Origin of the sequence: Actinomyces oricola, from assembly GCF_004104015.1 — a bacterium.
In the GTDB taxonomy this organism is placed as follows: domain Bacteria; phylum Actinomycetota; class Actinomycetes; order Actinomycetales; family Actinomycetaceae; genus Actinomyces; species Actinomyces oricola.
Window position 1 is genome coordinate 17,060 of the sequence record NZ_RYFV01000001.1, and the last position, 22,642, is coordinate 39,701.

The window sequence follows — 22,642 nt, forward strand, 5'->3', positions numbered from 1 at the left end:
CCCGTGACCTATGCTGACGGGTGTGATGAGTGAGCTCGGAACCCCGCACGCGACCGCCCGCGCTTCGGCCTGGCGGGCCCGGCCCGCCGCCCAACAGCCCGCATACCCCGATGCCGGTGAGCTTGCGGCCGTCAGTGCCGATCTGCGCTCCCGACCGCCACTGGTCTTCGCCGGTGAGGTGGACTCCCTGCGCAAGCTCATGGCCAAGGCCTCCAAGGGTGAGGCCTTCGTCCTCATGGGCGGGGACTGCGCCGAATCCTTCGCGGACAATACCGCCCTCAATATTCGCCTTAAGGTCCAGACCATCCTCCAGATGGCGGCCGTCCTCACCTACGGCGCCTCCACGCCCGTGGTCAAGATCGGGCGCATGGCCGGCCAATACGCCAAACCGCGCAGCGCCGACACCGAGACCCGCGACGGCCTGACCCTGCCCTCCTATCGGGGCGACTCGGTCAATAGACACGAGTTCACCCTCCAGGCGCGCGTCCCCGACCCGCACCGCATGCTCGACGCCTACCTGCGCTCAGGCACGACCCTCAACCTCATTCGCGCCTTCACCATGGGTGGTTACGCCGACCTGCGTGAAGTCCACTCCTGGAACCGCGGCTTCACCGCCAACCCCGCCTACAGCCGTTTCGAGTCTCTGGCGGAGGAGATCGACCGGGCCATGCGCTTCATGGAGGCGGCCGGGGTGGACTTCGACGCCCTGCGCCAAGTGGACTTCTACGCCGCTCACGAGGCCCTGCTGCTGGAGTACGAGGACGCCATGATTCGTGAGGACTCCCGCTCCGGGCGCCTCTACGACACCAGTGCGCACCTGCTGTGGGTCGGTGAGCGCACCCGCGGCGCCGAGGACGCCCACGTGGCTCTTCTGGAAGGCGTGCACAACCCTGCGGGCGTCAAGATCGGTCCGACGACGACTCCCGCTCAACTCATTGCTCTCATTGACCACCTCAACCCCGACGGCGACCCGGGGCGCCTGTGCATAATCACCCGCATGGGGGCGGGCCGCATCCGCCAGCTGCTTCCCCCACTGGTCGAGGCCGTACAGGCCGACGGGCGCCCCGTCACCTGGATTACCGACCCCATGCACGGCAATACCATTACCGCCGACAATGGCTTTAAAACCCGCCGCTTTGAGGAGATTATGGATGAAGTGCGCGGCTTCTTCGAGGTGCATCGTGCCCTGGGCACGGTCCCCGGAGGCATCCACGTCGAGCTCACCGGCGACGACGTCACCGAGTGCCTGGGCGGCGGAGAGCATATTGACGAGGCCGGGCTCGCTGAGCGCTACGAGACCCTCGTGGACCCGCGCCTGAACCACCAGCAGTCCCTGGAGATGGCCTTCGAGGTCGCCGAAATGCTCCGCAGCTGAAGTCTCACAATGCCCCGGCTCCGGACTGCGGGGCAGTCACGGGCCACCGGCGTCGGGGCGCGGCTCAGAGCACCGTTAAGGTGACGGTTGAGCCGACCTTCACCTTCGTTCCCGCTGGCGGATCAGTAGAGCGGACGGTACCGAAGAGCCCGCCCAGGACATTGGAGACCTGGACAACCAGGCCCAGCGCCTCCAGGGCGGCCTTGGCCTCATCCTTGTTCATGGAGCTCACGTCCGGGATGGTCACCGTCTCCGGGCCCTTGGAGATCACCAGGTTGACGGCGTCGCCCTTGAAGTAGCCGGTGGCGTTGGCCGCCGGATCCTGAGAGATCACCGTACCGGAGGCCACGGTGTCGGAGAACTCCTCGGTGACGGTACCCACTGCTAGGCCCTTCTCCTTCAGGGCGGTGGTGGCCTCCGCCTCGGTTTTGCCCGTGACATTGGGGACGGTAGCCGGCTCACGACCCTTGGAGACCACCATGGCGACCGCCGAGGAGTGGTTAACAACCTCCCCGGCCTTGGGATCCGTGGAGAGCACCAGGCCGGCCTCCACGGAATCCGAGTAGGTGCGGGTGACGGCCCCAACATTGAGACCCGCCTGCTGGATCTTCAAACGGGCGTCGTCCTCCTTGGAGCCCACAACGTCGGGGACGGTCTTTTGCTCCACGCCCAGCGAGATGACAGCCGTAACCGTGGCGCCCCGGTCGACCCGGCTGCCCGGGGCGGGGTCGGCGGAGATCACCGAGCCCGGCGCAATGGTGTCGGAGTGGGCCTCGGTGGGCGGCGCCCACTCCAGATCCGCGGCCTTCACGGCCGCTTGGGCCTCGTCGCTGGTCATCCCCTCGATCTGGGGGACCTCCACCCGGTTCCCAGGACCGGCCAGGAAGTACCAGACGCCCGAGCCGCCGACAGCGGTCAGGGCCAGGATCCCCGCCCCGATCAGTGCCCGACGGGGCACGGCGGGCATGGACCGGGAGCGAGCCAGCGCGGTCGTCGGCTGGTCATCGGCAGCAGACCGCGGGGCCTGCCGGCCGGACCCGTCACCGCCGTTGGGCCCGACGGCGCCAATGGGCAACGACACGGTCCGCATCCCGGCGTTCGGAGTCGTGGCGAGCGTATCGGTCGGCTCGCCATCCTCCTCCGGGGAGACGAGGTTCGGCGCCGGCTCCAGGACACTCGTTGACGCCTCATTCCCGTCTCGGCGCACGGCCAGCTGGCTGCGGCTCAGGGGGCGCTGGGCCTCACGCAGCAGATTGAGTGCCGCATCGGCGTCGGCCGGCCGCTTGTCCGGGTCGCGCTGGGTCATGGCGGCGACAAGGTCGTCGATCTCAGATGGTAGGTCGGGGATGAGTCGAGAGGGGGCGGGGACGTCGTTATGGACATTGTGGACGGCGATCTCGACAGGGGAATCGCCGGTGAAGGGCTGCTCGCCGGTGAGCAGTTCATAGAAGAGGATGCCCACGGCGTAGACGTCGGCGCGGGGGGTGGTTTCGCCCTTGGTCAAGAGCTCTGGGGACAGGTAGGCGACCGTCCCCAGAATATTGCCCGTGGTGGTCTGGGTAGCCTCCGTGACAGCGCGGGCCAACCCGAAATCAGCCACCTTGGCCACTGAGCCGTCAGCAGGCAGGAGCACGTTCTCAGGCTTGACATCGCGGTGGACCATGCCGGCGCGGTGCGCGGCCCCCAAGGGGCGCAGCACCTGGGCGGTCAGGCGCAGGGCGTCACCGACCGACAGGGACTCGGTGACAATGAGGTCGCGCAGATTGCGGCCCTCAACAAGCTCCATGACCAGGTAGGCGACGCCATCAATGCTGCCCTGGTCGTAGACGGCGACCACTCCAGGGTTGGACAAGCGCGCGGCGGCACGGGCCTCACGGCGGAAGCGGGCAACGAAATCAGGGGAGTCCGCCAGGTGGGGGTGCATGAGCTTGAGCGCCACCACACGGTCCAGACGCCGGTCATGCGCCCGGTAGACGGTCGCCATGCCTCCACGGGCAACACGGTCGAGGACCTCATACCGAGAGTCCACGAGACGACCGATGAGCGGATCCTTGATCACGGGGGGAGTCTACGGCCCTCACGGCCCTCCAGTCTTCCCCCGCCGCGCCTGGGGGGTAGAACGCCCCAATACCCGCCCGCACTCAGGAGTTACGTGTGGTGAGCATCTCAGCCACGGCAGTCAGATCCCTGTAGGTGGAGGCGCTCACCTCCCCACCCAGATGGGTCAAGGAGCCCAACCCCGTGCGGGTGTGATTGACGATCTCCTGCTCATGGGCCTCACGAGCCCCGCAGGATTCAATGAGGGCCACCACCCGCGCAATCGCCTCAGCAGACGCTTTCGGGCGGGCCAACACCTCACGCAGCAGGTCACGGCCCGCCTCATTGCTCCGCCGCCAGGTCATGGCCAACAGCGCCGTCCGCTTGCCCTCGCGCAGGTCGTCCCCAGCAGGCTTGCCGGTCAGGGCCGGATCCCCAAACACCCCGAGGACGTCGTCGCGCAGTTGGAAGGCGATCCCGATCTCCTCCCCGAAGGTCGCCAGGCCCTGGTAGAGGGGGGTATTCGGGCGGGCACCCGCCAGGAGGGCGCCAATGAGCAGGGGGTGCATCACCGAGTAGCGGGCCGCCTTGCGCCGCACCACGGCCAAGGCGTCATCGAGCATGGCCGACCCGGCGCTGACGGGGTCCTGGTCGGGACCGGGCAGGGGGAGCACCTCGGAGCGCACATCGAGGAACTGTCCCAGGGCCACCTCCTGGGTCATGGCGTCAAAGGCGTCCCGGGAGGCCAGGCGAGCGCCGTCGTTGACGGCGGCGGCCCGTGCGGCTGCCCCCATCTCCATACCCGCTGCGGACAGAAGAAGGTCGCCCAGGAGAATGGCGGCGCTGACGCCGTAGGCTTGGGGGTCCCCGCGCCAGGAGCGCTCGGTGTGCAGTTGTGAGTGGCGGTGGTGCGCCGTCGGGATGCCGCGACGGGTCAAGGCGGCGTCAATGACGTCGTCATGGACCAGGGCACTGGCCTGATAGAGCTCCAGGGCGGCGCCCAGGTGCGCCGCCACCGGCGAGGAGAGCAGCTGGAGGCGGGATTCGCCGTCGGCCCGGTAAGCCAGGGCGACGGCGCCCAAGACGGCGCGCATGCGCTTGCCGCCGGTGAGCAGGTCCGAGGCGGTCTGGAGCAGTTCACGTGAGGGGGCAAGATCACTCCACTGCTCGCGGCGCTCGGCAACGATCGCCGACAGGCGCGCGTCGACGCTCCTGCGGACTGTGTCCACGGTGACCCGCAACTCGTTCATGAATCCAGCGTAGCGGCCCGTGGAGAAGACGGCGGAGCAGGGTACGGGAATACAGGCTACAATTCCACGGTTGCCTGCTGTGTCGGCGCAGGCCGCCATCTCCCTGCCCGGCCTGTCCCCACCCGAGCATGTCCTCTCAGACGAAAGGAACTCCGTGGCTTCTTCCACTGCCACCGCTACGCGCACGCGAGCCGACGTCGACGAGACCGATGAGGACTTCGACCTCGACGACATCGGTGAGGACGAGGAGCCCTCGGACCCCGAGGACGACTACGACGAGGATGACCCCGACGACGAGGATTCCGACGACGAGACCGATGATGAGGACTCCGATGACGAGGAGGACGACGAGGAAGAGGAAGAGGAGGATTCTGACGACGAGAAGGAGGACGCCGAGGAGGAGCCCGCCCCCGAGCTGCGCGACTACTACCTCGACGTGGCCCTGGAGGTCAACGGCGACGGCACCAAGCGCCGCCCCTTCAACACCCCGCAGGCCCTCAAGGGCATCCGCTTAGCCCCCGGCGCCACGCTGTTCGTGCGCTCCCACACCGTGGTCAAGGATCTTGAGCTGGCCGGCAATGGCACCCTGGAGGAGCCCATCACCCTGGCCGCCTACGGCCACGGCCCCGTGCCGCGCTTCACCGTAGGCGACTCGGGCCCCATGGTGGCCCGCGAGTTCCTGGCCCAGAACGGCTTCGTTTTCCGCGGCTGGATCATTAAGGGCATTAAGATGAAGCCCTCCATTGCCGCCCTGACCGGTGAACTGGAGCGCATGCAGCGGGAGGAGGCTGAACGCGCAGCCTCCCGCAAATCCGGTCGGCGCTCGAAGGGCTCGGGCCAGCGCAAAGACGGTTCTTTCACGGTCTCGGACTCCGATGAGGCCGACGAGCCCGCCCAGAAGGTCGTCACCGCCGGCGCCACCGCCGACCCGGTTAAGGACTACCTCAAGCAGATCGGCAAGGTGGCCCTGCTCAACGCCGCCCAGGAGGTCGAGCTCGCCAAGCGCATTGAGGCGGGCCTGTACGCTGAGCACCTGTTGTCGACAGAGGGCAACGAGATGCCCGCCAAGCGCCGCCGGGACCTGCACTGGATCGCTCGGGACGGCCAGCGTGCCAAGAACCACCTGCTGGAGGCCAACCTGCGGCTCGTGGTCTCCCTGGCTAAGCGCTACACCGGCCGCGGCATGCTCTTCCTGGACCTCATTCAGGAGGGCAACCTGGGCCTCATTCGCGCGGTGGAGAAGTTCGACTACACCAAGGGGTACAAGTTCTCCACCTACGCCACCTGGTGGATTCGCCAGGCCATTACCCGCGCCATGGCCGACCAGGCCCGCACCATCCGCATCCCGGTGCACATGGTTGAGGTCATTAATAAGCTGGCCCGCGTCCAGCGCCAGATGCTTCAGGACCTGGGCCGCGAGCCCACTCCCGAGGAGCTGGCCGTCGAGCTGGACATGACCCCGGAGAAGGTTGTTGAGGTCCAGAAGTACGGGCGTGAGCCCATTAGCCTTCACACCCCCCTGGGTGAGGACGGGGACTCCGAGTTCGGTGACCTCATTGAGGACTCGGAGGCCGTGGTTCCCGCCGACGCCGTCAGCTTCACCCTGCTTCAGGAACAGCTGCACGCCGTGCTCGACACGCTCTCGGAGCGGGAGGCCGGCGTGGTGTCCATGCGCTTCGGCCTGACCGATGGCCAGCCCAAGACCCTTGACGAGATCGGGAAGGTCTATGGGGTGACGCGCGAGCGCATTCGCCAGATCGAGTCCAAGACCATGTCCAAGCTGCGCCACCCCTCGCGCAGCCAGGTCCTGCGCGACTACCTGGACTGACATTCACCTGGACTGTCATTCGCAACGACTCAAACGCGGCGGCGCCGCGCCACTCCCACGGGGAGGGCGCGGCGCCGCACCCGAAGATCCGCGCCCAGGGGCTGACCGCCTTCAGCCCCCAGGAGCTGCGCGACTCCAGTGGGCCCCTGCTCCAGTGGCTGGCCCAAACCGGTTGCAGCCACGTGGCCATCCACCTGGATGTGGACACCGTCGATGCCGACGAGGTCGTTCTGGGGCTGGGGAAGGACACTGGCGGGCTCAGCCTGGCCCAGACCAACCGGCTGCTGCGGGACCTGGGGCGGGCCGCCGACGTCGTCGGACTCACGATCGCCGAGTACATCCCCCGGCAAGTCATCGCCCTCACCGACCTGCTGCACGGACTGCCGCTGCTATGAACTGACGATCTTCAGACCAGTGGTCTGAGAGGCGTCCTGGATGCCGCCAAGGTCAGAGACATTGGTGAACCCGGCCGCCTGCATGGCTGCAACGGCCTGGGCGGAGCGGTTCCCCGAGCGGCAATAGACCTGGTAGGTGGCCGCGGGGTCCAGGGCGCTGATCTGCTCGGTGAAGTCCGAGGCGCTGAAGTCGATATTGACCGCACCCTCCAGATGACCCTCGTCGTACTCGCCGGGCGTGCGCACATCAATAATGGTGGCGGAGGCGGTGCCATCCGAAGCGGCGGGATTACCAGGATTACTCGGCGTGGCGGCAGGACCGTGCGGGGTGCTGGAGGCCCTGGTTCCAGTGTCCTGGGAGGAGGGGGAGCTGGAGCAGCCCGCAAGAAGCAGGCCCCCGCCGACCATGGCGACCAGGGAACGGCGGGAAGGATGGATAGCGACCACTGGGGCTCCTCGGAAGACTCGAATCGGGTCAAGCTGACCTGAGACAGCCTATGCCGCAGGTGCGCCCGGTCGGCCCAGGTGCTCCGTGCGTGGCGGCGAGAAGACCCCGCCGACCATGAGCCCATGACCCCATGACCCCGGCCAGGTCATGTCACGCCGGGGGTCCTCGCCAGGGGGCGCCCGCAGGCCCGCCCCGGGCGGGCCGCCCCGGCAGCACCCATATTTGAAACCCGGAAAACCCTGCCAACAACTTGACGCGGGACAATGGGGCCTCGTAGCATGTCGGCAACAAATTTCTCGGCATCGCCGACTTCTCCGGGATTAGTCGGGCAATTTTTATTTGCAAGAACTATGAGGGTCCTCGCAATGTTGACGTGCGGAACGGTTATCGCGGCATGGTTCCGCATGACAGGAACTCGGGGCAGGAAGATACCGGAGCCGGTGTTATGATGCTGAATTTGCCGGATACAGTTCGCCAGGAGTTAGCGCGGGCTCGGGCGCTGATTTTCGATCTCGATGGTACGCTCGTTCAGACGCACGACGCCCACGAGCGGTCATGGCGACAGGCGTTTAATACGGTCGGCTTGCACATGCCGACGTCCTGGTATCGCGAAAGGACCGGTTTAACGGCGGTACAGCTCGTTGACGATATGGGGAAGTTGCATGGAACGGCGCTCGACGCATCGGCGATAAGGGCCGTGGAATTAAGATATGGCCGGCCTTAAACAAGATCGTTGTCGAGGGGTGTTGTTGGTAGGTGTTCGAAGTCGTAGTCGAAGGTGCGGCTGGTGACGTAGTCAAGGAACGCGTCGTATGTTTGTTCGGGGGTGTCGCGCTGGATATTGGCGATGCTTCCTTTGGCCGTGTTCCAGACATGCTCGGTGGGATTGTGGTCCGGCGCGTATGGCGGGAGATAGATCGGCGTGATTCTCTCTAATGCTTCACCGGGCTCGTACAGGCTGGTGAGGGCTTTGGCGTGGTGGAATCTGGCGTTATCCAAAACGACGGCTATCTTGGTGTTGTCTATTTCGCGTGCCAGGCGGCTCATAGCCAGGATAATCTGCTCGGTGTTCTGGCTGCCCTCAATGGGGTAGATGCGCATCTTCTTGGTGGTCAGGCTCAGGGCACCGAAGAACGAGCATGAAGAACGGTTCCGGTCGACGTAGATCCTGGTGCGCTTGCCCTTGGGCAGCCACATGCGGCGAGTCTCGGCCTCATGCTCGACACGGACCTCGTCGACGGTGTAGACCTCCCAGCCGCCGGCCATGAGATCAGCGACTTCCTGGCGGATCTGCGCCATCCGCTCGGTGATGGCCTTCTCATCGCGGCGCTTGTCGAAGGGGTCGGGCAGCTTGAAGCTCATCCCCAGGAAGCGCAGGAGCAACTGGTAGGAGGAGTCCGACTCATACTCCACACCGAACCTCGCCTTCACCACATCGCGTAGGGCGGGTACGTCCCAGAAGTCAGCCCTGATGCCGGACTGCGATGGTGGCAGGCTCAGGACTTCCTTGAGCTGTTCCTTTTGGACGCGGGTGAGTTTCGCGGCGTTCTCATTGCCGGCATGACCGGTCACCACCGAATGCAGCCTGGTCCGCCGCCATTCCGCCAGCCACTCCCGCACGGTTCTTCCGGTGCGGTCAACCATCTTCGCGATGATGTCCACGTCAACGCCGTGCGAAGCATAAAGAACCGCCTCCGCCTTCAGCCTCACTAGAACAAGAGTGTCACTGCGCTTCTTCCACCTCAAAAGAACATCGTGTTCCTTCTGCGTCACATCCACTTGCATGCAGGTATTCTACAGGGGGTGGCACATGATTTCCAGACTACTAAACCACAGAATACGGTTTTGTTTCATTTCGGCCATATTTTCTCGAGGAGGCGCGGACGCTGGCGCCGTTCGATCCTGTCAGTTCCATCGCTGAAGGCTTCGGGGACGCGAGCCATATGGCGGTCGCGTCTAATGGCGATGCGAGAACTGTTCATGCGACGCTCGAGGGCGCGGGAATCGCTCCACTATTCTCGGTGATCATCACTGCGGATGATGGATTACGGCCCAAACCGTTTCCCGATGCGTTCCTGCTGGCGGCCGAGCGCATGGCGGTTGAAACAGATCGGTGCCTGGTCTTCGAGGACACCGAGGGCGGAATAGCTGCTGCGCATGCCGCCGGAATGAGGGTCGTGGATGTTCGCACGTGGGACTTGCCCCAATACGTGCGGGCGCATCGTTAATGAGACGGTGCGCGATCGGCTGGACGCAGAGGGGTGCGGGGGCAAGGCGGTCGAGTATCCGGGCTCGGCTCATAGTGGCGCCGCGTGGAGGGAATACCGCGAGGCGGTCCAGCACCTCATTGGCTGAGGTGCCGACAGGGGCGACAGGAAGGAGAGAACCCGTGACCCTCGTAGCCGGCGTCGACTCCTCGACGCAGTCCTGCAAGATCGTTATCCGCGACGCCGACACCGGCGCGCTCATCCGCCAGGCCCGAGCAGCACACCCCGAGGGCACCGAGGTTCACCCCGAGCATTGGTGGACTGCGCTCAATGAGGCCATTGACGCCGTCGGCGGACTCGACGACGTCTCCGCCCTGTCCGTGGGCGGTCAACAACACGGCATGGTCGTTCTCGACGCGAAGGGCCGAGTCATCCGCCCGGCCCTGCTGTGGAATGACACCCGCAGCGCCGAGGCCGCCCGTGAACTCATCGGCGAGCTCGGAGCCGCCGCCCAGAGCACCGGCCGGGCCGCCGGTGAGGAATCGAGCGCGCCCGGCACCGACCCGCCGGCGGCGGGCCGGGCGGCCTGGGCCGAGGCCGTTGGCTCGGTGCCGGTGGCGTCCCTGACCGTTGCGAAACTGCGGTGGCTGGCGGACCACGAGCCCGAGGCCGCCTCCCGCATAGCCGCCGTCTGCCTGCCCCACGACTGGCTCACCTGGCGCCTATCGGGGGCCACTAGTCTTACCGCACTGGTCACCGACCGCTCCGACGCCTCGGGCACCGGCTACTTCGACTCCGTGGCCAACGCCTACCGGCGGGATCTCCTGGCCCTGGCCTTGCGCCGCAGCCAGGAGGAGGCCGCCGGAATCATCCTGCCCCGCGTGGCCGGCCTCCAGGAGGCGGCCGCCCGCGGGGGCGCGGATGTGGAGGGGCGCGACCTGTCCCACCTCGTCCTGGGGCCCGGCTGCGGCGACAACGCCGGGGCCGCCCTGGGGCTGGGCCTGCGCCCCGGGCAGACGAGCGTGTCCTTGGGCACCAGCGGGGTCGTGGCCGCAGTGTCGGCCACGCCCACCCACGACGCCTCCGGGCTGGTCACCGGATTCGCCGACGCCACCGGCGCCTACCTGCCGCTGGCCTGCACTCTCAACGGGGCGCGGGTCCTCGATGCGGCCAAGACGGTGCTGGGAGTGGACTACGACGAACTTGACGCCCTGGCACTCGCGGCCGAACCCGGGGCCGGCGGCCTGATCCACGTGCCCTACCTCGAGGGTGAGCGCACCCCGAACCTGCCCGGGGCCACCGGCGTGCTCGCCGGTATGACTCTGGGGTCGCTCACGCCGGAGAACTACGCGCGCGCCGCCGTGGAAGGGCTGCTGTGCCTCATGGGGGCCTGCATTGACGCCGTGCGCGCCCAGGGTGTTGAGATCGACGGCGTCTCCCTGGTGGGCGGCGGCGGGCGGTCGGCGGCCGTGCGGGCCCTGGCCCCGGCGGTGTGGGGCGTTCCCGTCGATGCGCCCGAGCCGGGGGAGTACGTCGCCAATGGCGCCGCCCGGCAGGCCGCCTGGGTCCTGGCCGGCGGCGAGGCGCCCCCGGTGTGGGAGCTGTCGGGCGGTGCGCACCTGCGGGCGGATCCGCAGCCGCGGGTGCGCGCCGCCTACGACGCCGTGGCCGCAGTAGTGGCGGCTCAGGAGATCAAGGATTAGGCGGTGCCGTCGTCCTCGGTGATTCCTGTCGGGAGCCCCAGGCGGGCGCGCATATCGTCGAATGCCTGCATGCAGGTCGACAGGGCGCAGTCGATCTGCTGAGCGAGCTGATCATCCGTCACGCCGTGCTCCCAGTCGACGGCCACCGACGCCCCCACGGAGAACGTCAGCCCGGCATCCTCGTTCTCCCTCCAGAAGCATGTTGGCCACAGATGCGAGTGATGCCATTCCTCGAGCGCGAACCGCGCCTCCTCCAAGCGGCTCATAGGGATGTCCTCGCACATATAGCCCATGATGTTGAGAATGTCCCTGTCCGGGCCGCGCAGCATGAAGGTGAAAATCTCGTTGTCCCAGCGGCCGGTGAGGTCACCGTCCTCATCGAGGCGGTAATACCAGGACTTGTGCTCGAAAATGCGCTCCAGCCGCTCGACGCTCAGCGGCTCGGTGCGCTGGGGCTCGGCCGCGGCCCATTGCGACCAGGCAGCACTGGGCGTCGATGCGGGGTCTGTTTTGCGGGAGAACCAGGACATAATCGTCTCCTTCAGCGCCCAAGGGCCTTATTGACGGACTCGAAGAAAGACAGGCTTGCGGAGATGGCGGTGCGCACATGCTGGAGGAACTGCGCGTCGGTGGCGCCGTACTCGCAGCACACGGCGAACAAAGTGTGGATGCGGAGGCGGCCGTCGTCGTCGATCCGGTACCAGGCCATGGGCCAGGGGCGCTGCCGGTGGGAGGCCTCCAGCGCATTGCGGACGGTCTCCACGTAGGCGGAGTCCACCGTGCCCGGGTACTGCGAGCGGACGGCCAGGGTCTCCTTGTGCTCACCGGAGAAGAAGAAGTAGAAGGTGGCGTCGCTCCATTGGCCGCCGAGATCGCCCTCGGAGTCAATGAAGTAGAGCCAGCCCTCGGCCTTGAACAGGGCGGCCAGGCGCTCCTGGTTAATCGGCGTGGGCACCCGAGGGTCGCTCGCGAGTTGGTGCGGAGCCTCAGGGTCGCGCCCGGGCGGGAAGAACAGGGGCATCCGTCTACCTTTCACTGGTGCTGGAGTCCACTGATGGATGCTCCCTATCGTAGGCGGTGCCTGTGACACGCGGAATGAGCGGCGGCGCCCTGGGCGCCGCCCCGAAAGTGTGAAAGCGTGTCAGTCGGCCATGAGGCGCGCCGTCTCATCCTGGTACAGCAGGGCGGCGTCCTTGAGTCTTTGGCCGTGCTCACGGGCGTGATGGGCGCAGAAGAACAGTTCGCCACTGGCCAGGACAACGCGCACAAATGCCTGGGCTTCGCAGACATCGCAGCGGTCCGCCGTCGTCAGGGGGCGTTCGGAGGAGGAGAGCGCAGCGGGCGCGGACAGGTTGGCCGGGGCCGCCGTTTGAGGAAGGGTGCTCATGGTGCGCATGCCTCGATTCGATCACGACGCCGTCCGCAGATGAACCCGGCGGCACCCTATTCCGCCCCGGGCGCACGCCGGTTCGCCTAGGGCGCATCGGGGAATGAGGGCCGCGGGGGCTCCAACGGCGTGCCAGAACACGCGTTCGAGCCGTATCCGCTAGTTTTTCGCCGTGCCCTCTAACCCCGCTCCCGGCGCCTACTCCGCCCGCCACCTCTCCGTCCTGGAGGGGCTTGAGGCCGTGCGCAAGCGTCCCGGCATGTACATTGGCTCCACCGACCAGCGCGGACTCATGCACTGCGTGTGGGAGATCGTTGACAACGCCGTGGATGAGGCCCTTGAGGGCTACGGGGATCACATCACCGTCACCGTCCACACCGACGGCTCCATTGAGGTGTGCGACAACGGGCGCGGTGTGCCGGTGGATGTCGAGCCATCGAGCGGGTTGACCGGTGTTGAGCTCGTCTACACCAAGCTTCACGCCGGCGGGAAGTTCGGCGGCGGCTCCTACGGGGCGGCCGGCGGCCTGCACGGCGTGGGCGCCTCGGTGGTCAACGCCCTGGCGGCCCGCATGGATGTTGAGGTCGACCGGGCGGGCAAGACCTACACCATGAGTTTCCGCCGTGGCGAGCCCGGCGTCTTCGACGACTCCGCCGGCCGTAGCCCCGACTCCCCCTTCACCGAGTTCACCGACTCTTCCGAACTGCGTGTCATTGGCAAGGTCAAGCGCTCGGTGACCGGTACCCGGGTGCGCTACTGGGCTGATCCCCAGATCTTCCCCCGGCCCACCGAGTACGACGCGGCGGCCCTGCGCGCCCGTCTGCGCCAGACCAGCTTCCTGGTCCCCGGACTGACCCTGAGCCTGGAGGACCAGCGCCCCGCCGATGACGCCGAAGGTGCCGAGAGCACTGCCGCAACTGACGCCGGGCGGGGCGCCGCCCTGCGCGCGGCTGCCAAGAACGCGGCAGGGGCCCCCGAGCCCTCCCCTGTGGGCGCCGAGGTCTTCTACGCCAAGGGCGGCACCGCTGACTTCGTGGACTTCCTGGCCTCCGACGGCTCAGTGACCGATACCTTCCGCCTCACCGGCCAGGGCACCTACACCGAGACCGTCCAGCAGCTGGACAAGAGCAGCGGCCACCTGCGCCCGGTGGAGGTGGCGCGCACCTGCACTGTGGACATCGCCCTGCGCTGGGGCATTGGCTACGACACCGTCGAGCGCTCCTTCGTCAACATTATTGCCACCCCCATGGGCGGCACCCACCTGGCCGGATTCGAGCAGGCCGTCACCAAGGTGTTGCGCAAGCAGATCGAGTCCAACGCCCGGGCCCTCAAGGTCACCGCCAAGGACGGCAGGATCGAGAAGGACGACATTCTGGCGGGCATGACCGCCGTGGTCACCGTGCGCGTGCCCGAGCCCCAGTTCGAGGGCCAGACCAAAGAGGTCCTGGGCACCGCACCCGTGCGCGCCATTGTCGCCAAGGTCGTGGACACCGAGCTCACCTCCCTGCTGACCTCCACCAAGCGGGACCTCAAGACTCAGTCCCGTGCCCTGCAGGAGAAGATCGTCGGGGAAATGCGGGCGCGCGTCTCCGCCCGCATGCACAAGGAGATCACTCGCCGCAAGACGGCCCTTGAGACCTCCACCCTGCCCGCTAAACTCGCCGACTGCCGCTCCGACGACGTGGCCGCCTCCGAGCTGTTCATTGTCGAGGGCGACTCGGCGCTGGGCACCGCTAAGAACGCCCGCAATTCCGAGTTCCAGGCCCTGCTGCCCATCCGCGGAAAGATCCTCAACGTTCAGAAGGCATCCCAGGCGGACATGCTGCGCAATGTCGAGTGCTCCGCGATTATCCAAGTGGTGGGAGCCGGCTCCGGGCGGACCTTCGATCTGAGCTCGGCCCGCTACGGCAAGGTCATTCTCATGACGGACGCCGACGTCGATGGCGCCCACATCCGCACCCTGCTGCTCACACTCTTCTTCCGCTACATGCGGCCCATGATTGAGGCCGGGCGCGTTTTCGCCGCGGTCCCCCCACTGCACCGTATTGAGGTGGCCGCCTCCGGGCGGCGCAAGAAGGAGGTCATCTACACCTATTCCGACGACGAGCTGGTCGCCACCCTGCGGCGCCTGGAGAAGCGGGGACGCAGCTTTAAAGAGCCCCAGCGCTACAAGGGCCTGGGCGAGATGGACGCCCACCAGCTGGCCGAAACCACTATGGAGCCCGAGCATCGCACTCTGCGGCGCATTACCCTGGGGGACGAGGCTGAACTCCTGGAGGCCGAGAGCGTCTTCGAGCTCCTTATGGGTTCGGCGGTGGAACCGCGCCGCGACTTCATTATCGCCGGCGCCGCCCAGGTGGACCGTGAGCGCATTGATGCGTGAACGCCTCCCGGGCGGCGGGGCGCATTGGCGGCGCGGGCCCGTACGCCGTCATCGTTCTGCTTTGTTCTGGGCACTGCTGTGCGGTAGCGTCGAGGACAAGCCCTCCCTATAAGAATTCCCTCACCCTGAATAAGGAGGTGCCTATGGCTCCTGTGTACGGAGAACCCCAGCGCGGCGCCGCCACCGCCTGGTCAATGCTCCGCCCCGGCCCTCGGTCGGCCCTGTCCCGGCTCCTGACCTGGCGCCCACTGGGCCCGGCGGACAACCGTGAACTCGCCGCGCTCATCGCCCGCTCCGAGGAGATCGACGACCCCCCCTACCGCACCAGCGAGGAGGAGACCGCCGAGTACTTCCTGGACCCCACCTACTCGGGCGTGGCCGGGCGCGACCACGAGGGCATCATGAGGGCCTTCGGGCTGGTGCGCGTGCGCCCCGCCTCAGAGATCTTCGCCTCCATGACCGGTGTCGTGGATCCGGCCTGGCGTCAACGCGGGATTGGTGTGGCCCTGCTGCACTGGCAGACGGAGCGCGCCCGCCACCTGGTGGGCGCCGAGCGGGCCGGCCAGGCCTCCACCGCCCGCGGCGACAAGGTGCCGGGTCACATTGTCACCACCGTCCTGGAGGACGACGAGCGGATGATGCGGCACCTGGCCGACCTGCACTTCGAGCCCAGGCGCTGGCACCGGGAACTGCGCCGACCCCTGACCCAGGAGATCCCCGAGATAGATATTGACGGCTTTTTGCGCATTGTGCCCTGGTCCCCTGAACTCGACGAGGCCGTGCTGCGCGCCCACAACCAGGCCATTGGCGGGGCCTGGGGCTCCTATCCGCTGAGCCAGGAGGAGTGGGCGGCCGGGCGCACCTACTTCGTCCCGGAGTGGAGCTTTGTCGCCATGGATCACTCCGGGGATCGCCCTCGCGTGGCCGGTTACCTGCGATCAGGCCGCTACGAGCAGGACTGGAAGGCCCTGGGCTGGCGGGAGGGCTACACCGACATGCTCGGCATCCTCGCCGACTACCGCAGTCGCTCCATTGGTTCCGCGCTGCTGACCGCGGCCATGCGCGCCTACGCCGCCGACGGCATGGACTACGCCGCGGCCGGCACCGACTCCGACAGCCCCGATGGCGCCGAGCTCTATGAGCGCCTCGGCTACCAGCCCACCCGGGGCACCGTCCTGTACGGCCTGGATGTTTAAGCCGCGAAGAACGGTGCCCGGGCGGGCCCGCCGCCCCGGGCGCGGGCCCAGCGGGGGAGGCGGCACGGGCGCGACTCCGGCTCAAGCCCCCGGCGACCCTAAGCCCCCTGGCGGCGCAGCAGCTCCACGAGCGTGGCCACACCGGCGCCGGTGCCGCCGGTCGGCGTCAGCCCCCACGGCGAGCCGTCATTGTAGGAGGGGCCGGCGATGTCCAAGTGCGCCCACGGCGTGGAGCCCACGAACTCGCGTAAGAACAGCCCGGCGCTGAGCATCCCGCCGATGGACTTGCCCGTGGCGGCATTGCGCCGGTGGGCGTAGGGGGAGTCCAGTCCCTGACGCAGGTCCTCGGGCAGGGGCATGGCCCAGAAGGACTCCCCGGCGGCCACGGCGGCCTGGACCACGGCGTCGCGCAGGGCCGGAGTGCCCATAACGCCGGCGACCCGCTCACCCAGGGCCACAATCTGGGCGCCGGTCAGCGTGGCCACGTCCACGACGGCGTCGGGCCCCTCCTGGACGGCGCGCGCCAAGGCATCGGCCATGACCAGGCGGCCCTCGGCATCGGTGTTCGTGATCTCCACCGTGGTGCCGTCGTACATGGTGACAATGTCGCTGGGCCGCTGCGCGCCCCCGCCGGGCATGTTCTCGGCCATGGCCAGCCAGGCCGTCACCCGCACCGGCAAGTTCAGGCGGGCGGCGGCGAGCACCGCCCCCAGGACGGTCGCCGCCCCGGCCATGTCCGACTTCATCTCCGGCATGGAAGCCGGCGGCTTGAGGGATAGGCCGCCGGAGTCGAAGGTGATGCCCTTGCCGATCATCGCCACATGACGGGCGGCCCCGGGCGGGGCCCACTCCAGGCGCACCAGGCGCGGCGGATGCGCCGACCCCTGCCCGACCCCGAGGATTCCGCCGAAGCCCTGCGCGGATAGAGCCCGCTCATCAAGCACCTCGGCGTCCAGGCCCGCCCGGCGCGCCTGAGCAAGCGCCTGCTCGGCGAACGTCGCCGGTGGAAGCCGGTTCGGCGGCTCGTTGACCAGGTCCCGCACCAGGGCAGTGGCCTCACCCAGCACGCGGGCGCCCTCCAGCGCCGTCCGCCCGGCCTCCTGCGCCTCACACCCGGCCACAATCACGGCGCGGCCCAGCGGCGCCGTCGGGGCCGGGCGGCGAGCGGACCAGGAGTAGGCGCCCAACATGACGCCCTGCGCCACCGCCTCAAGGTCCTGCGGATCGCCGGCGGGCAGCAGGAAGGCCGCCGATCCGGTGCCCGCCAGGGCTCGGGCCGCCCGGCCCGCCGCCCGGCGCAGCACCCCGGGGATCGTTGCCCCCAGCGCGGCGACATCATTGTCCGCAGTGGCGCGGGCGCGCGCCATCTGGTCGCCCGTTCCCACCACCAGCACAGTCCCCGCCCGTGGCCCAGATGGGAGAACCGCCGCGGGAAGACGCACCACCTCGTCCAATGCGGCGTCAAAGCCGACGGTGGGCAGCAGGGCGGCCAGGGCCTCCAGATCCAAGCCGGGGCAGTGCACTCCCTCGGTGAGGACAGTGGGTGTGGACCCGTCGGGGCCGGTGCGGAAGGCGGCCAGGACCAGGACCTCAACATCGAGGAGTCCCGGTTCTTGGGAAGTCATCTCAATAGTGGTCATAAGACTCAATGGTAACGTCAGGGCCAACTCCGCTTAGGTGCGTCCTCGCCGGCCAGTGGCTTGCGCGCACTGTTGCCGGGGTAGCCCACCGCGCTGTGAGGAGAGGTGCCTTTCCGGTCATGGACAACCGACCCCCGGTCCGCTCTGTGGAAGACCATCGTCGGCCCGCCTACGGGTGGGGTCGGCTCCTGGTCCCCCTGTTCGGGATCTTCGGCATCGTCGTACTCGGACCCGCTCTCGTCACCATGGTGCGCTACCCCACCGCGGCTCCAGTGGTCGGCTCCTTCAACATTGCCGCGGGCCTGCTCTACCTGCTCCTGGCCGTGTGCGTGGCCCACAATGGGCGCAGAATGCGAATGATCGGGTGGATGTCGCTGACCTCCCTGCTCACCGGCGCCCTCATTGTCGGTGTGCTCACCCTCACCGGCACCGCGCCGCTGCTCAGCGCCTCCATTTGGGCCGACGCCGGGCGCGCCCACGGCTTCCTGCCCCTGGTGCTGCCCGTAGTTGCCGCGGTGTGGATGTGGCTGAGCGACCCGCGGCGCATAGTGGTCAATGCCGAGCGCATGAGCGAACTCTCCGGGTCCCTCAGCGAGCGCGTTCGGGGGCATGAAGAGCACGGGGAGGGCGAGAAGGACTAGGAGGCCCCGGGAATCCGGCAGTGCGGCCGTGAGAGAAGGCAGCCGCAAGAGGCCGTCGGGGCAGGGGCGGGGGAGGAGCCGCCAGGGCCCGCCTACCGGGGTCGATGAGCGGCCCGGCCCCGCCGGCGCCAGGCCGCCTGCACCTGCGCCCCCAGCGACGTCCTGGTGCGCGAAGCCTCAGCGGCGGCCCGCTGGTGGCGGTAAAGGCGGCGCACCATATCGTTTTCATCCACCCAGCCCACCAGTAGCCGCACGCCCCCGGGGCCCAGGGTTACCACGGGCAGGCCCACGGCGTGGGTGGTCGACAGAACCTCCAGCACCCCGGCGGCGCCCTCGCCGGCCGCCACCCACGTGTCGGTCAAGGGCACGTCAGCCAGGCGCCGGGCGGACGAGGGGGCCAGGCGGGCCTCAGCGACGCTCACCGCACTCGCGCTCCCCAGGAGCTCGCCGAGAACCCGCGGCCCCGGGCCTGCGGCGCCCTCACCCGCTGCATCGACGGCGGCTCCGGCCCGTGCGCCATCATTGCCCCGGCTGCCCCGGCTGCCCCGGCTGCCCCGGCGCACCACCGGCAGCACGCTGGATCCGCTGGAACGCAATGCCTCGGCGGCCTCACGCAGGTCCATGTCCTCATAAAGGATCCCAGGAGGATCCTTCATGAGGGTCAGTGCCGTCGCCGGCCCCACTAAAGAGGCGCGCAACGGGTCGTCAATGTCCTCCCCGCGCCGACGCAGCTCCTCGGTGTAGATCGTCGTCCGGGTGAGGAAGCGGCTGACCAGAGTCGCCAAGACCACCGCCAACATGACGGGCACGAGCAGGTCGTACTGGCCGGTCATCTCAATAATGAGCACCACCCCCGTCATTGGGGCCCTGGCGGCGCCGGCGAACACCGCCCCCATGCCGAGCACGCCATAGACCGCAGCCGCCTCGGGGTGGCCGGGGGCCGCCAGGGCCCCGAACGCCGCCCCCAGGGCACCGCCGACGAAGAGCGAGGGGGCGAAGACGCCGCCGGCGAAACCCACGGCCAGGGTCGTGGCGGTCGCCACCGTCTTGGCCACCACGAGAGCCAGCAGCACCAGCACCGGGTAACGGCCGTCCAGAATGCGTCCGAGCACCGCGGTGGATTCCCCATAGGTCTGCGGCACCACCATGAGCATGGCGCCCACCAGCACGCCGCCCACGGCCGGACGGCACCAGGCCGGCACGCGCCCCCGCGTCCACACCCGCGCCGCGGCGTCGGCCGCCAGGAAACGGCACCGGGAGAAACCCACGCCAACGGCGCCGCCAAGCACCCCCAGCACGGCCACCCACCCCAGCTGCGCGTCGGAGCCAAGACCCAGCGGCGGCAGCGTCACGGACAAGGTGGTGCCCAGCAGGTGGTGGGAGACCACAGTGGCCGACACGCAGGAGACCACCACGAAGGCGAAGGCGTCGGCGGTGAAGTCCAGGAGGATGACCTCCATGGCGAAGAAGGCGCCCGCCAGCGGCGCGTTAAAGGCCGCGGCGATCCCGGCCGCCGTGCCCCCGGCCGCCAGGATCCGCACTGAACGGGCCGGCAGCCCCAGGTGTCGGCCGAACACGGAGGCCGTCGAGGCCCCCAATTCAGCGATCGGCCCTTCGGGCCCCACTGACCCTCCGCCCCCAATGGTCAGCGCTGCGGCCACGGTGGTGGCCACGGCGGGACGAGGACTCATGGCGCCGTCGCCGCGGCGCGTCGCCCAGATGGCGCCGCCCACCCCATGGCCCGTCGAGGTGGCCCCCAGCCGGGTCATGAGCGGCCCCACCGCCAGGCCCGAGAGCACCGGGGCGAGCAGCACGAACCAGCGCCCCGCCCAGGACAGAATCCCCCGGGAGGGGCCCAGGGCGGCGGTGTAGTCCTGGGCGCCGGTCAGCAGCGAGGTCCACGAGTCAATGCCCAGGCGGAAGAGGACCGCACCCGCACCCGAGACCGCTCCCGCCGAGGCGGCCAGGAGCAGCATCCCCGAGCGGTGGAAGCGCAACAAGCGCATCATCCGCCGCGGTCGAGGCGCAGTGATCCCCATGTCGTCAACCCGCCTGTGCGCCGCCGGGCCGGTCAGCCCCGAAGGTTCTCCACCTGAAGCTGGCCGCGCTCCTCCTCGCCGCCCTCAAGCCCCCACACCTGGGAGTAGAAGCTCAACTCGAACTCCAGGGCGCGGTGGATATTGGCCGCCAGCCGGAAACCGTGGCCCTCGCCGGGGAAGACCTTCAGGGCCACCGGCAGTCCACGATCGCGCACCGCCTCGTACATGGCGGTGGCCTGCTCCGCCGGCACAATCGAGTCCTCCGAGCCCTGTAGCAGCAGCAGCGGGGCGTGGATGTCCTCAACATGGTGGATGGGGGAGCGCTCGGCCATGAGCGGGTCGTCGGCGCCCTCAGCGCCCACGAGTCGGTTAATGTAGCCGGACTCGAACTTGTGGGTGGTGCGCGCCAGCTGGGACAGATCGGCCACCCCGAAGACGGAGGTCGCCGCGGAGAACACCTCCGAGCGCACCAGGGCGTTCAGGGCCGTGAACCCGCCCGCAGAGGAACCGCGAACCGCCACCCGGGCCCCGTCCACGCGCCCGGTGTCAATGAGGTGCCGGGCCCCGGAGATGACGTCGTCGGCGTCGTACAGGCCCCACTTGCCGTTCAGAGCCGTGCGGTAGGTGCTGCCATAGCCGGAGGAACCGCGATAATTGACATCCAGGTAGGCGAAGCCGCGACTGGTCCAGTACTGGATGCCCAGGTCGTAGCCCGCGTGGTTGGCCGAGGTGGGACCGCCGTGGACATTGACGATCAGCGGCGGCAGCTCGCCATCGGGCCCCCGGTGCGTGACCGAGGCCGGCGGGTAGAAGAAGCCGTGGGCGCGGTCCCCATCACTGGTCTCCCAGCTGACGGGGTCGGCGAAGGACACGCCAATGTCCTCCGGGGCGAACTCTCCCGAGCCGCGCAGCACCTGGACCGTGCCGTTCCTGACCTCCACAATGCTGGGCAACTCCAGTTCATTGCCGGCCAACATGACGACCCGCCCAGAGTTAGAGGCCACATTGCCCACGGGCTGCCAGCCCACATTCCACTCCTCCATCTCACCGTTGGCCAGGCGGATGGTGCCCAGGTGCCTGACGCCCTCACGGGCCCAGGAGGCGATGAGGTGCTCCCCGTCGAGAATATCGAAGGAGTGCGGGCCCAGCTGCCAGGCCGGGTAGGTGAAGGTGGCCTGGGCCGGGTGCAGGGGGCGGGTGCGCAGGGCGCCGGTCCAATCCTCGCGGCGACTGCCCAGCGGGGGGAAGCCCTCGGTGCGGTAAAGGTTCCAGAAGCCCGAGGCGTTCGAGGCGTGCACCAACTCGCCCTCCTGGGTCCAGCGCGGCTCACTGACCGAGTACCCCTGGCCGCCGTCCAACTCGGCACGGGCGCCCAAGGTGGCGTCGGGCAGCAGGTCCCCCACGTGGAGGACCGCGTTGTCCCAGGGCATGTCGGGCAGGTTCCAGGTGATCCAGGCCAGGCGCTCGCCGTCAGGGGACAGGGTCGGGGAGGTCACGAAGTCCGTGCCCTCCACCAGGGTTCGCACCAGAGCGTCGTCCCGGGCGGCCGAGCCGTCCAGGGGGATGGCCACCAGGGAGTTGACCGGGGCGCCGGGGCCGCGGTGATCCTCGCGGACGGCGTAGACCACGCCACGGGCGGTATCGATCTCCAGGTCGCCGTGGCGCACGTCCCCATAGATGGTCAGCGGCACCAGGCCGCGCATGCGGTGGGCGACGTCGTAGCGGTACAGGCGCCCGTCACCGGCATGGGAGATGACAATAATGCCCGCCTCCACGGCGTAGGCGCGCCCGCCGTACTCGTGGACGCGGGTGCGCACGTCCGCTAGTTCGTCGGCGGGAGTCAGCGGCAGCACCTCCCCGATCTGGCCGTCGCCGTCACGACGCAGCAGCACCTGGCGCCCGGACTGGGAAGCCCGCTGCTCCACCCAGTAGGTGTCCGCCCCATCAACCCGCACCTGCACCAGGTGCACCGTGCGGGTGGTAATGGTGCCCGGAGTAATGGGCGAGGGCCAGGTGCCGAAGGGCGCGATGGTGCTCATGGTGCCTCCTGAGGACTGTGGAGTGCCGGGACGCGCCTGCTCACCAGGCGCGTGGCTGCCAGCACCACCCTACT

Annotated in this window: 19 protein-coding genes; 8 read left to right on the top strand and 11 right to left on the bottom strand. The window is 68.4% G+C overall.

The window, feature by feature from the left end:
* Positions 1 to 10: 10 nt before the first annotated feature.
* Positions 11 to 1,375 carry a class II 3-deoxy-7-phosphoheptulonate synthase gene (locus EUC46_RS00075; protein ID WP_128772172.1) on the top strand — a complete coding sequence of 455 codons (1,365 nt, stop codon included), beginning with the start codon at positions 11 to 13 and terminating at the stop codon, positions 1,373 to 1,375.
* A 64-nt stretch (positions 1,376 to 1,439) separates the two neighbouring features.
* On the opposite strand, the gene pknB is transcribed toward EUC46_RS00075, so the two are convergent.
* Both pknB and EUC46_RS00085 read right to left on the bottom strand, forming a co-directional pair.
* The gene (gene pknB / locus EUC46_RS00080; protein WP_128772173.1) at positions 1,440 to 3,434 is read right to left on the bottom strand and encodes a Stk1 family PASTA domain-containing Ser/Thr kinase; all 1,995 of its coding nucleotides are present in this window, start codon (positions 3,432 to 3,434) and stop codon (positions 1,440 to 1,442) included.
* Positions 3,435 to 3,516: 82 nt separating this feature from the next.
* Positions 3,517 to 4,662, bottom strand: a complete 1,146-nt coding sequence (locus EUC46_RS00085) for a polyprenyl synthetase family protein (RefSeq protein ID WP_128772174.1) — start codon at positions 4,660 to 4,662, stop codon at positions 3,517 to 3,519.
* 154 nt (positions 4,663 to 4,816) lie between these two features.
* On the opposite strand from EUC46_RS00085, the gene EUC46_RS12800 reads away from it, so the two are divergent.
* A complete protein-coding gene (locus EUC46_RS12800; protein WP_128772400.1) occupies positions 4,817 to 6,490 on the top strand; it encodes an RNA polymerase sigma factor in 1,674 nt (557 codons plus the stop codon).
* Between the two features lie 29 nt (positions 6,491 to 6,519).
* Here the strand turns inward: EUC46_RS12800 and EUC46_RS12805 are convergent, their stop codons facing one another.
* Positions 6,520 to 6,672: a hypothetical protein gene (locus EUC46_RS12805; RefSeq protein ID WP_241655294.1), complete on the bottom strand. Its 153-nt coding sequence runs from the start codon at positions 6,670 to 6,672 to the stop codon at positions 6,520 to 6,522.
* Between EUC46_RS12805 and EUC46_RS00095 the strand changes: the two genes are divergently transcribed.
* Entirely contained in the window at positions 6,673 to 6,885 is a 213-nt protein-coding gene (locus EUC46_RS00095; protein WP_241655295.1) for an arginase family protein, read from the top strand.
* Here EUC46_RS00095 and EUC46_RS00100 read toward each other — a convergent pair.
* Together EUC46_RS00100 and EUC46_RS00110 are read right to left on the bottom strand one after the other, a co-directional pair.
* On the bottom strand, positions 6,880 to 7,332 hold the full coding sequence (locus EUC46_RS00100) for a rhodanese-like domain-containing protein (protein ID WP_206645840.1): 453 nt from the start codon (positions 7,330 to 7,332) through the stop codon (positions 6,880 to 6,882). The two genes, EUC46_RS00095 and EUC46_RS00100, sit on opposite strands and share 6 nt — an antisense overlap.
* 721 nt (positions 7,333 to 8,053) lie before the next feature.
* Complete coding sequence (locus EUC46_RS00110; RefSeq protein WP_128772176.1) at positions 8,054 to 9,118, bottom strand: IS630 family transposase; 1,065 nt, start codon at positions 9,116 to 9,118, stop codon at positions 8,054 to 8,056.
* Positions 9,119 to 9,276: 158 nt separating this feature from the next.
* On the opposite strand from EUC46_RS00110, the gene EUC46_RS00115 reads away from it, so the two are divergent.
* Together EUC46_RS00115 and EUC46_RS00120 are read left to right on the top strand one after the other, a co-directional pair.
* On the top strand, positions 9,277 to 9,561 hold the full coding sequence (locus EUC46_RS00115; RefSeq protein WP_241655296.1) for an HAD family hydrolase: 285 nt from the start codon (positions 9,277 to 9,279) through the stop codon (positions 9,559 to 9,561).
* Between the two features lie 161 nt (positions 9,562 to 9,722).
* A complete protein-coding gene (locus EUC46_RS00120) occupies positions 9,723 to 11,243 on the top strand; it encodes a xylulokinase (protein WP_128772178.1) in 1,521 nt (506 codons plus the stop codon).
* Here EUC46_RS00120 and EUC46_RS00125 read toward each other — a convergent pair.
* The 3 genes from EUC46_RS00125 to EUC46_RS00135 all read right to left on the bottom strand — a co-directional run bounded on the left by EUC46_RS00125 (position 11,240) and on the right by EUC46_RS00135 (position 12,639).
* Positions 11,240 to 11,773: a type III secretion system chaperone family protein gene (locus EUC46_RS00125; protein WP_128772179.1), complete on the bottom strand. Its 534-nt coding sequence runs from the start codon at positions 11,771 to 11,773 to the stop codon at positions 11,240 to 11,242. The two genes, EUC46_RS00120 and EUC46_RS00125, sit on opposite strands and share 4 nt — an antisense overlap.
* An 11-nt stretch (positions 11,774 to 11,784) precedes the next feature.
* Positions 11,785 to 12,264, bottom strand: coding sequence for a type III secretion system chaperone family protein (locus EUC46_RS00130; RefSeq protein ID WP_128772180.1), 480 nt, complete (start codon positions 12,262 to 12,264; stop codon positions 11,785 to 11,787).
* Between the two features lie 120 nt (positions 12,265 to 12,384).
* Entirely contained in the window at positions 12,385 to 12,639 is a 255-nt protein-coding gene (locus EUC46_RS00135) for a DUF7455 domain-containing protein (RefSeq protein WP_128772181.1), read from the bottom strand.
* Between the two features lie 163 nt (positions 12,640 to 12,802).
* On the opposite strand from EUC46_RS00135, the gene EUC46_RS00140 reads away from it, so the two are divergent.
* Positions 12,803 to 15,013: a DNA gyrase/topoisomerase IV subunit B gene (locus EUC46_RS00140; protein WP_128772182.1), complete on the top strand. Its 2,211-nt coding sequence runs from the start codon at positions 12,803 to 12,805 to the stop codon at positions 15,011 to 15,013.
* Between the two features lie 143 nt (positions 15,014 to 15,156).
* Positions 15,157 to 16,209, top strand: coding sequence for a GNAT family N-acetyltransferase (locus tag EUC46_RS00145; protein WP_128772183.1), 1,053 nt, complete (start codon positions 15,157 to 15,159; stop codon positions 16,207 to 16,209).
* A gap of 98 nt (positions 16,210 to 16,307) precedes the next feature.
* Here the strand turns inward: EUC46_RS00145 and EUC46_RS00150 are convergent, their stop codons facing one another.
* Entirely contained in the window at positions 16,308 to 17,849 is a 1,542-nt protein-coding gene (locus tag EUC46_RS00150; protein ID WP_128772184.1) for a leucyl aminopeptidase, read from the bottom strand.
* 119 nt (positions 17,850 to 17,968) lie between these two features.
* On the opposite strand from EUC46_RS00150, the gene EUC46_RS00155 reads away from it, so the two are divergent.
* A complete protein-coding gene (locus EUC46_RS00155; RefSeq protein WP_128772185.1) occupies positions 17,969 to 18,490 on the top strand; it encodes a hypothetical protein in 522 nt (173 codons plus the stop codon).
* A gap of 92 nt (positions 18,491 to 18,582) precedes the next feature.
* Here EUC46_RS00155 and EUC46_RS00160 read toward each other — a convergent pair whose 3' ends face one another.
* Entirely contained in the window at positions 18,583 to 20,499 is a 1,917-nt protein-coding gene (locus EUC46_RS00160) for a chloride channel protein (RefSeq protein ID WP_241655297.1), read from the bottom strand.
* A 62-nt stretch (positions 20,500 to 20,561) separates the two neighbouring features.
* On the bottom strand, positions 20,562 to 22,568 hold the full coding sequence (locus EUC46_RS00165) for an alpha/beta hydrolase family protein (RefSeq protein WP_128772187.1): 2,007 nt from the start codon (positions 22,566 to 22,568) through the stop codon (positions 20,562 to 20,564).
* Between the last annotated feature and the right edge of the window lie 74 nt (positions 22,569 to 22,642).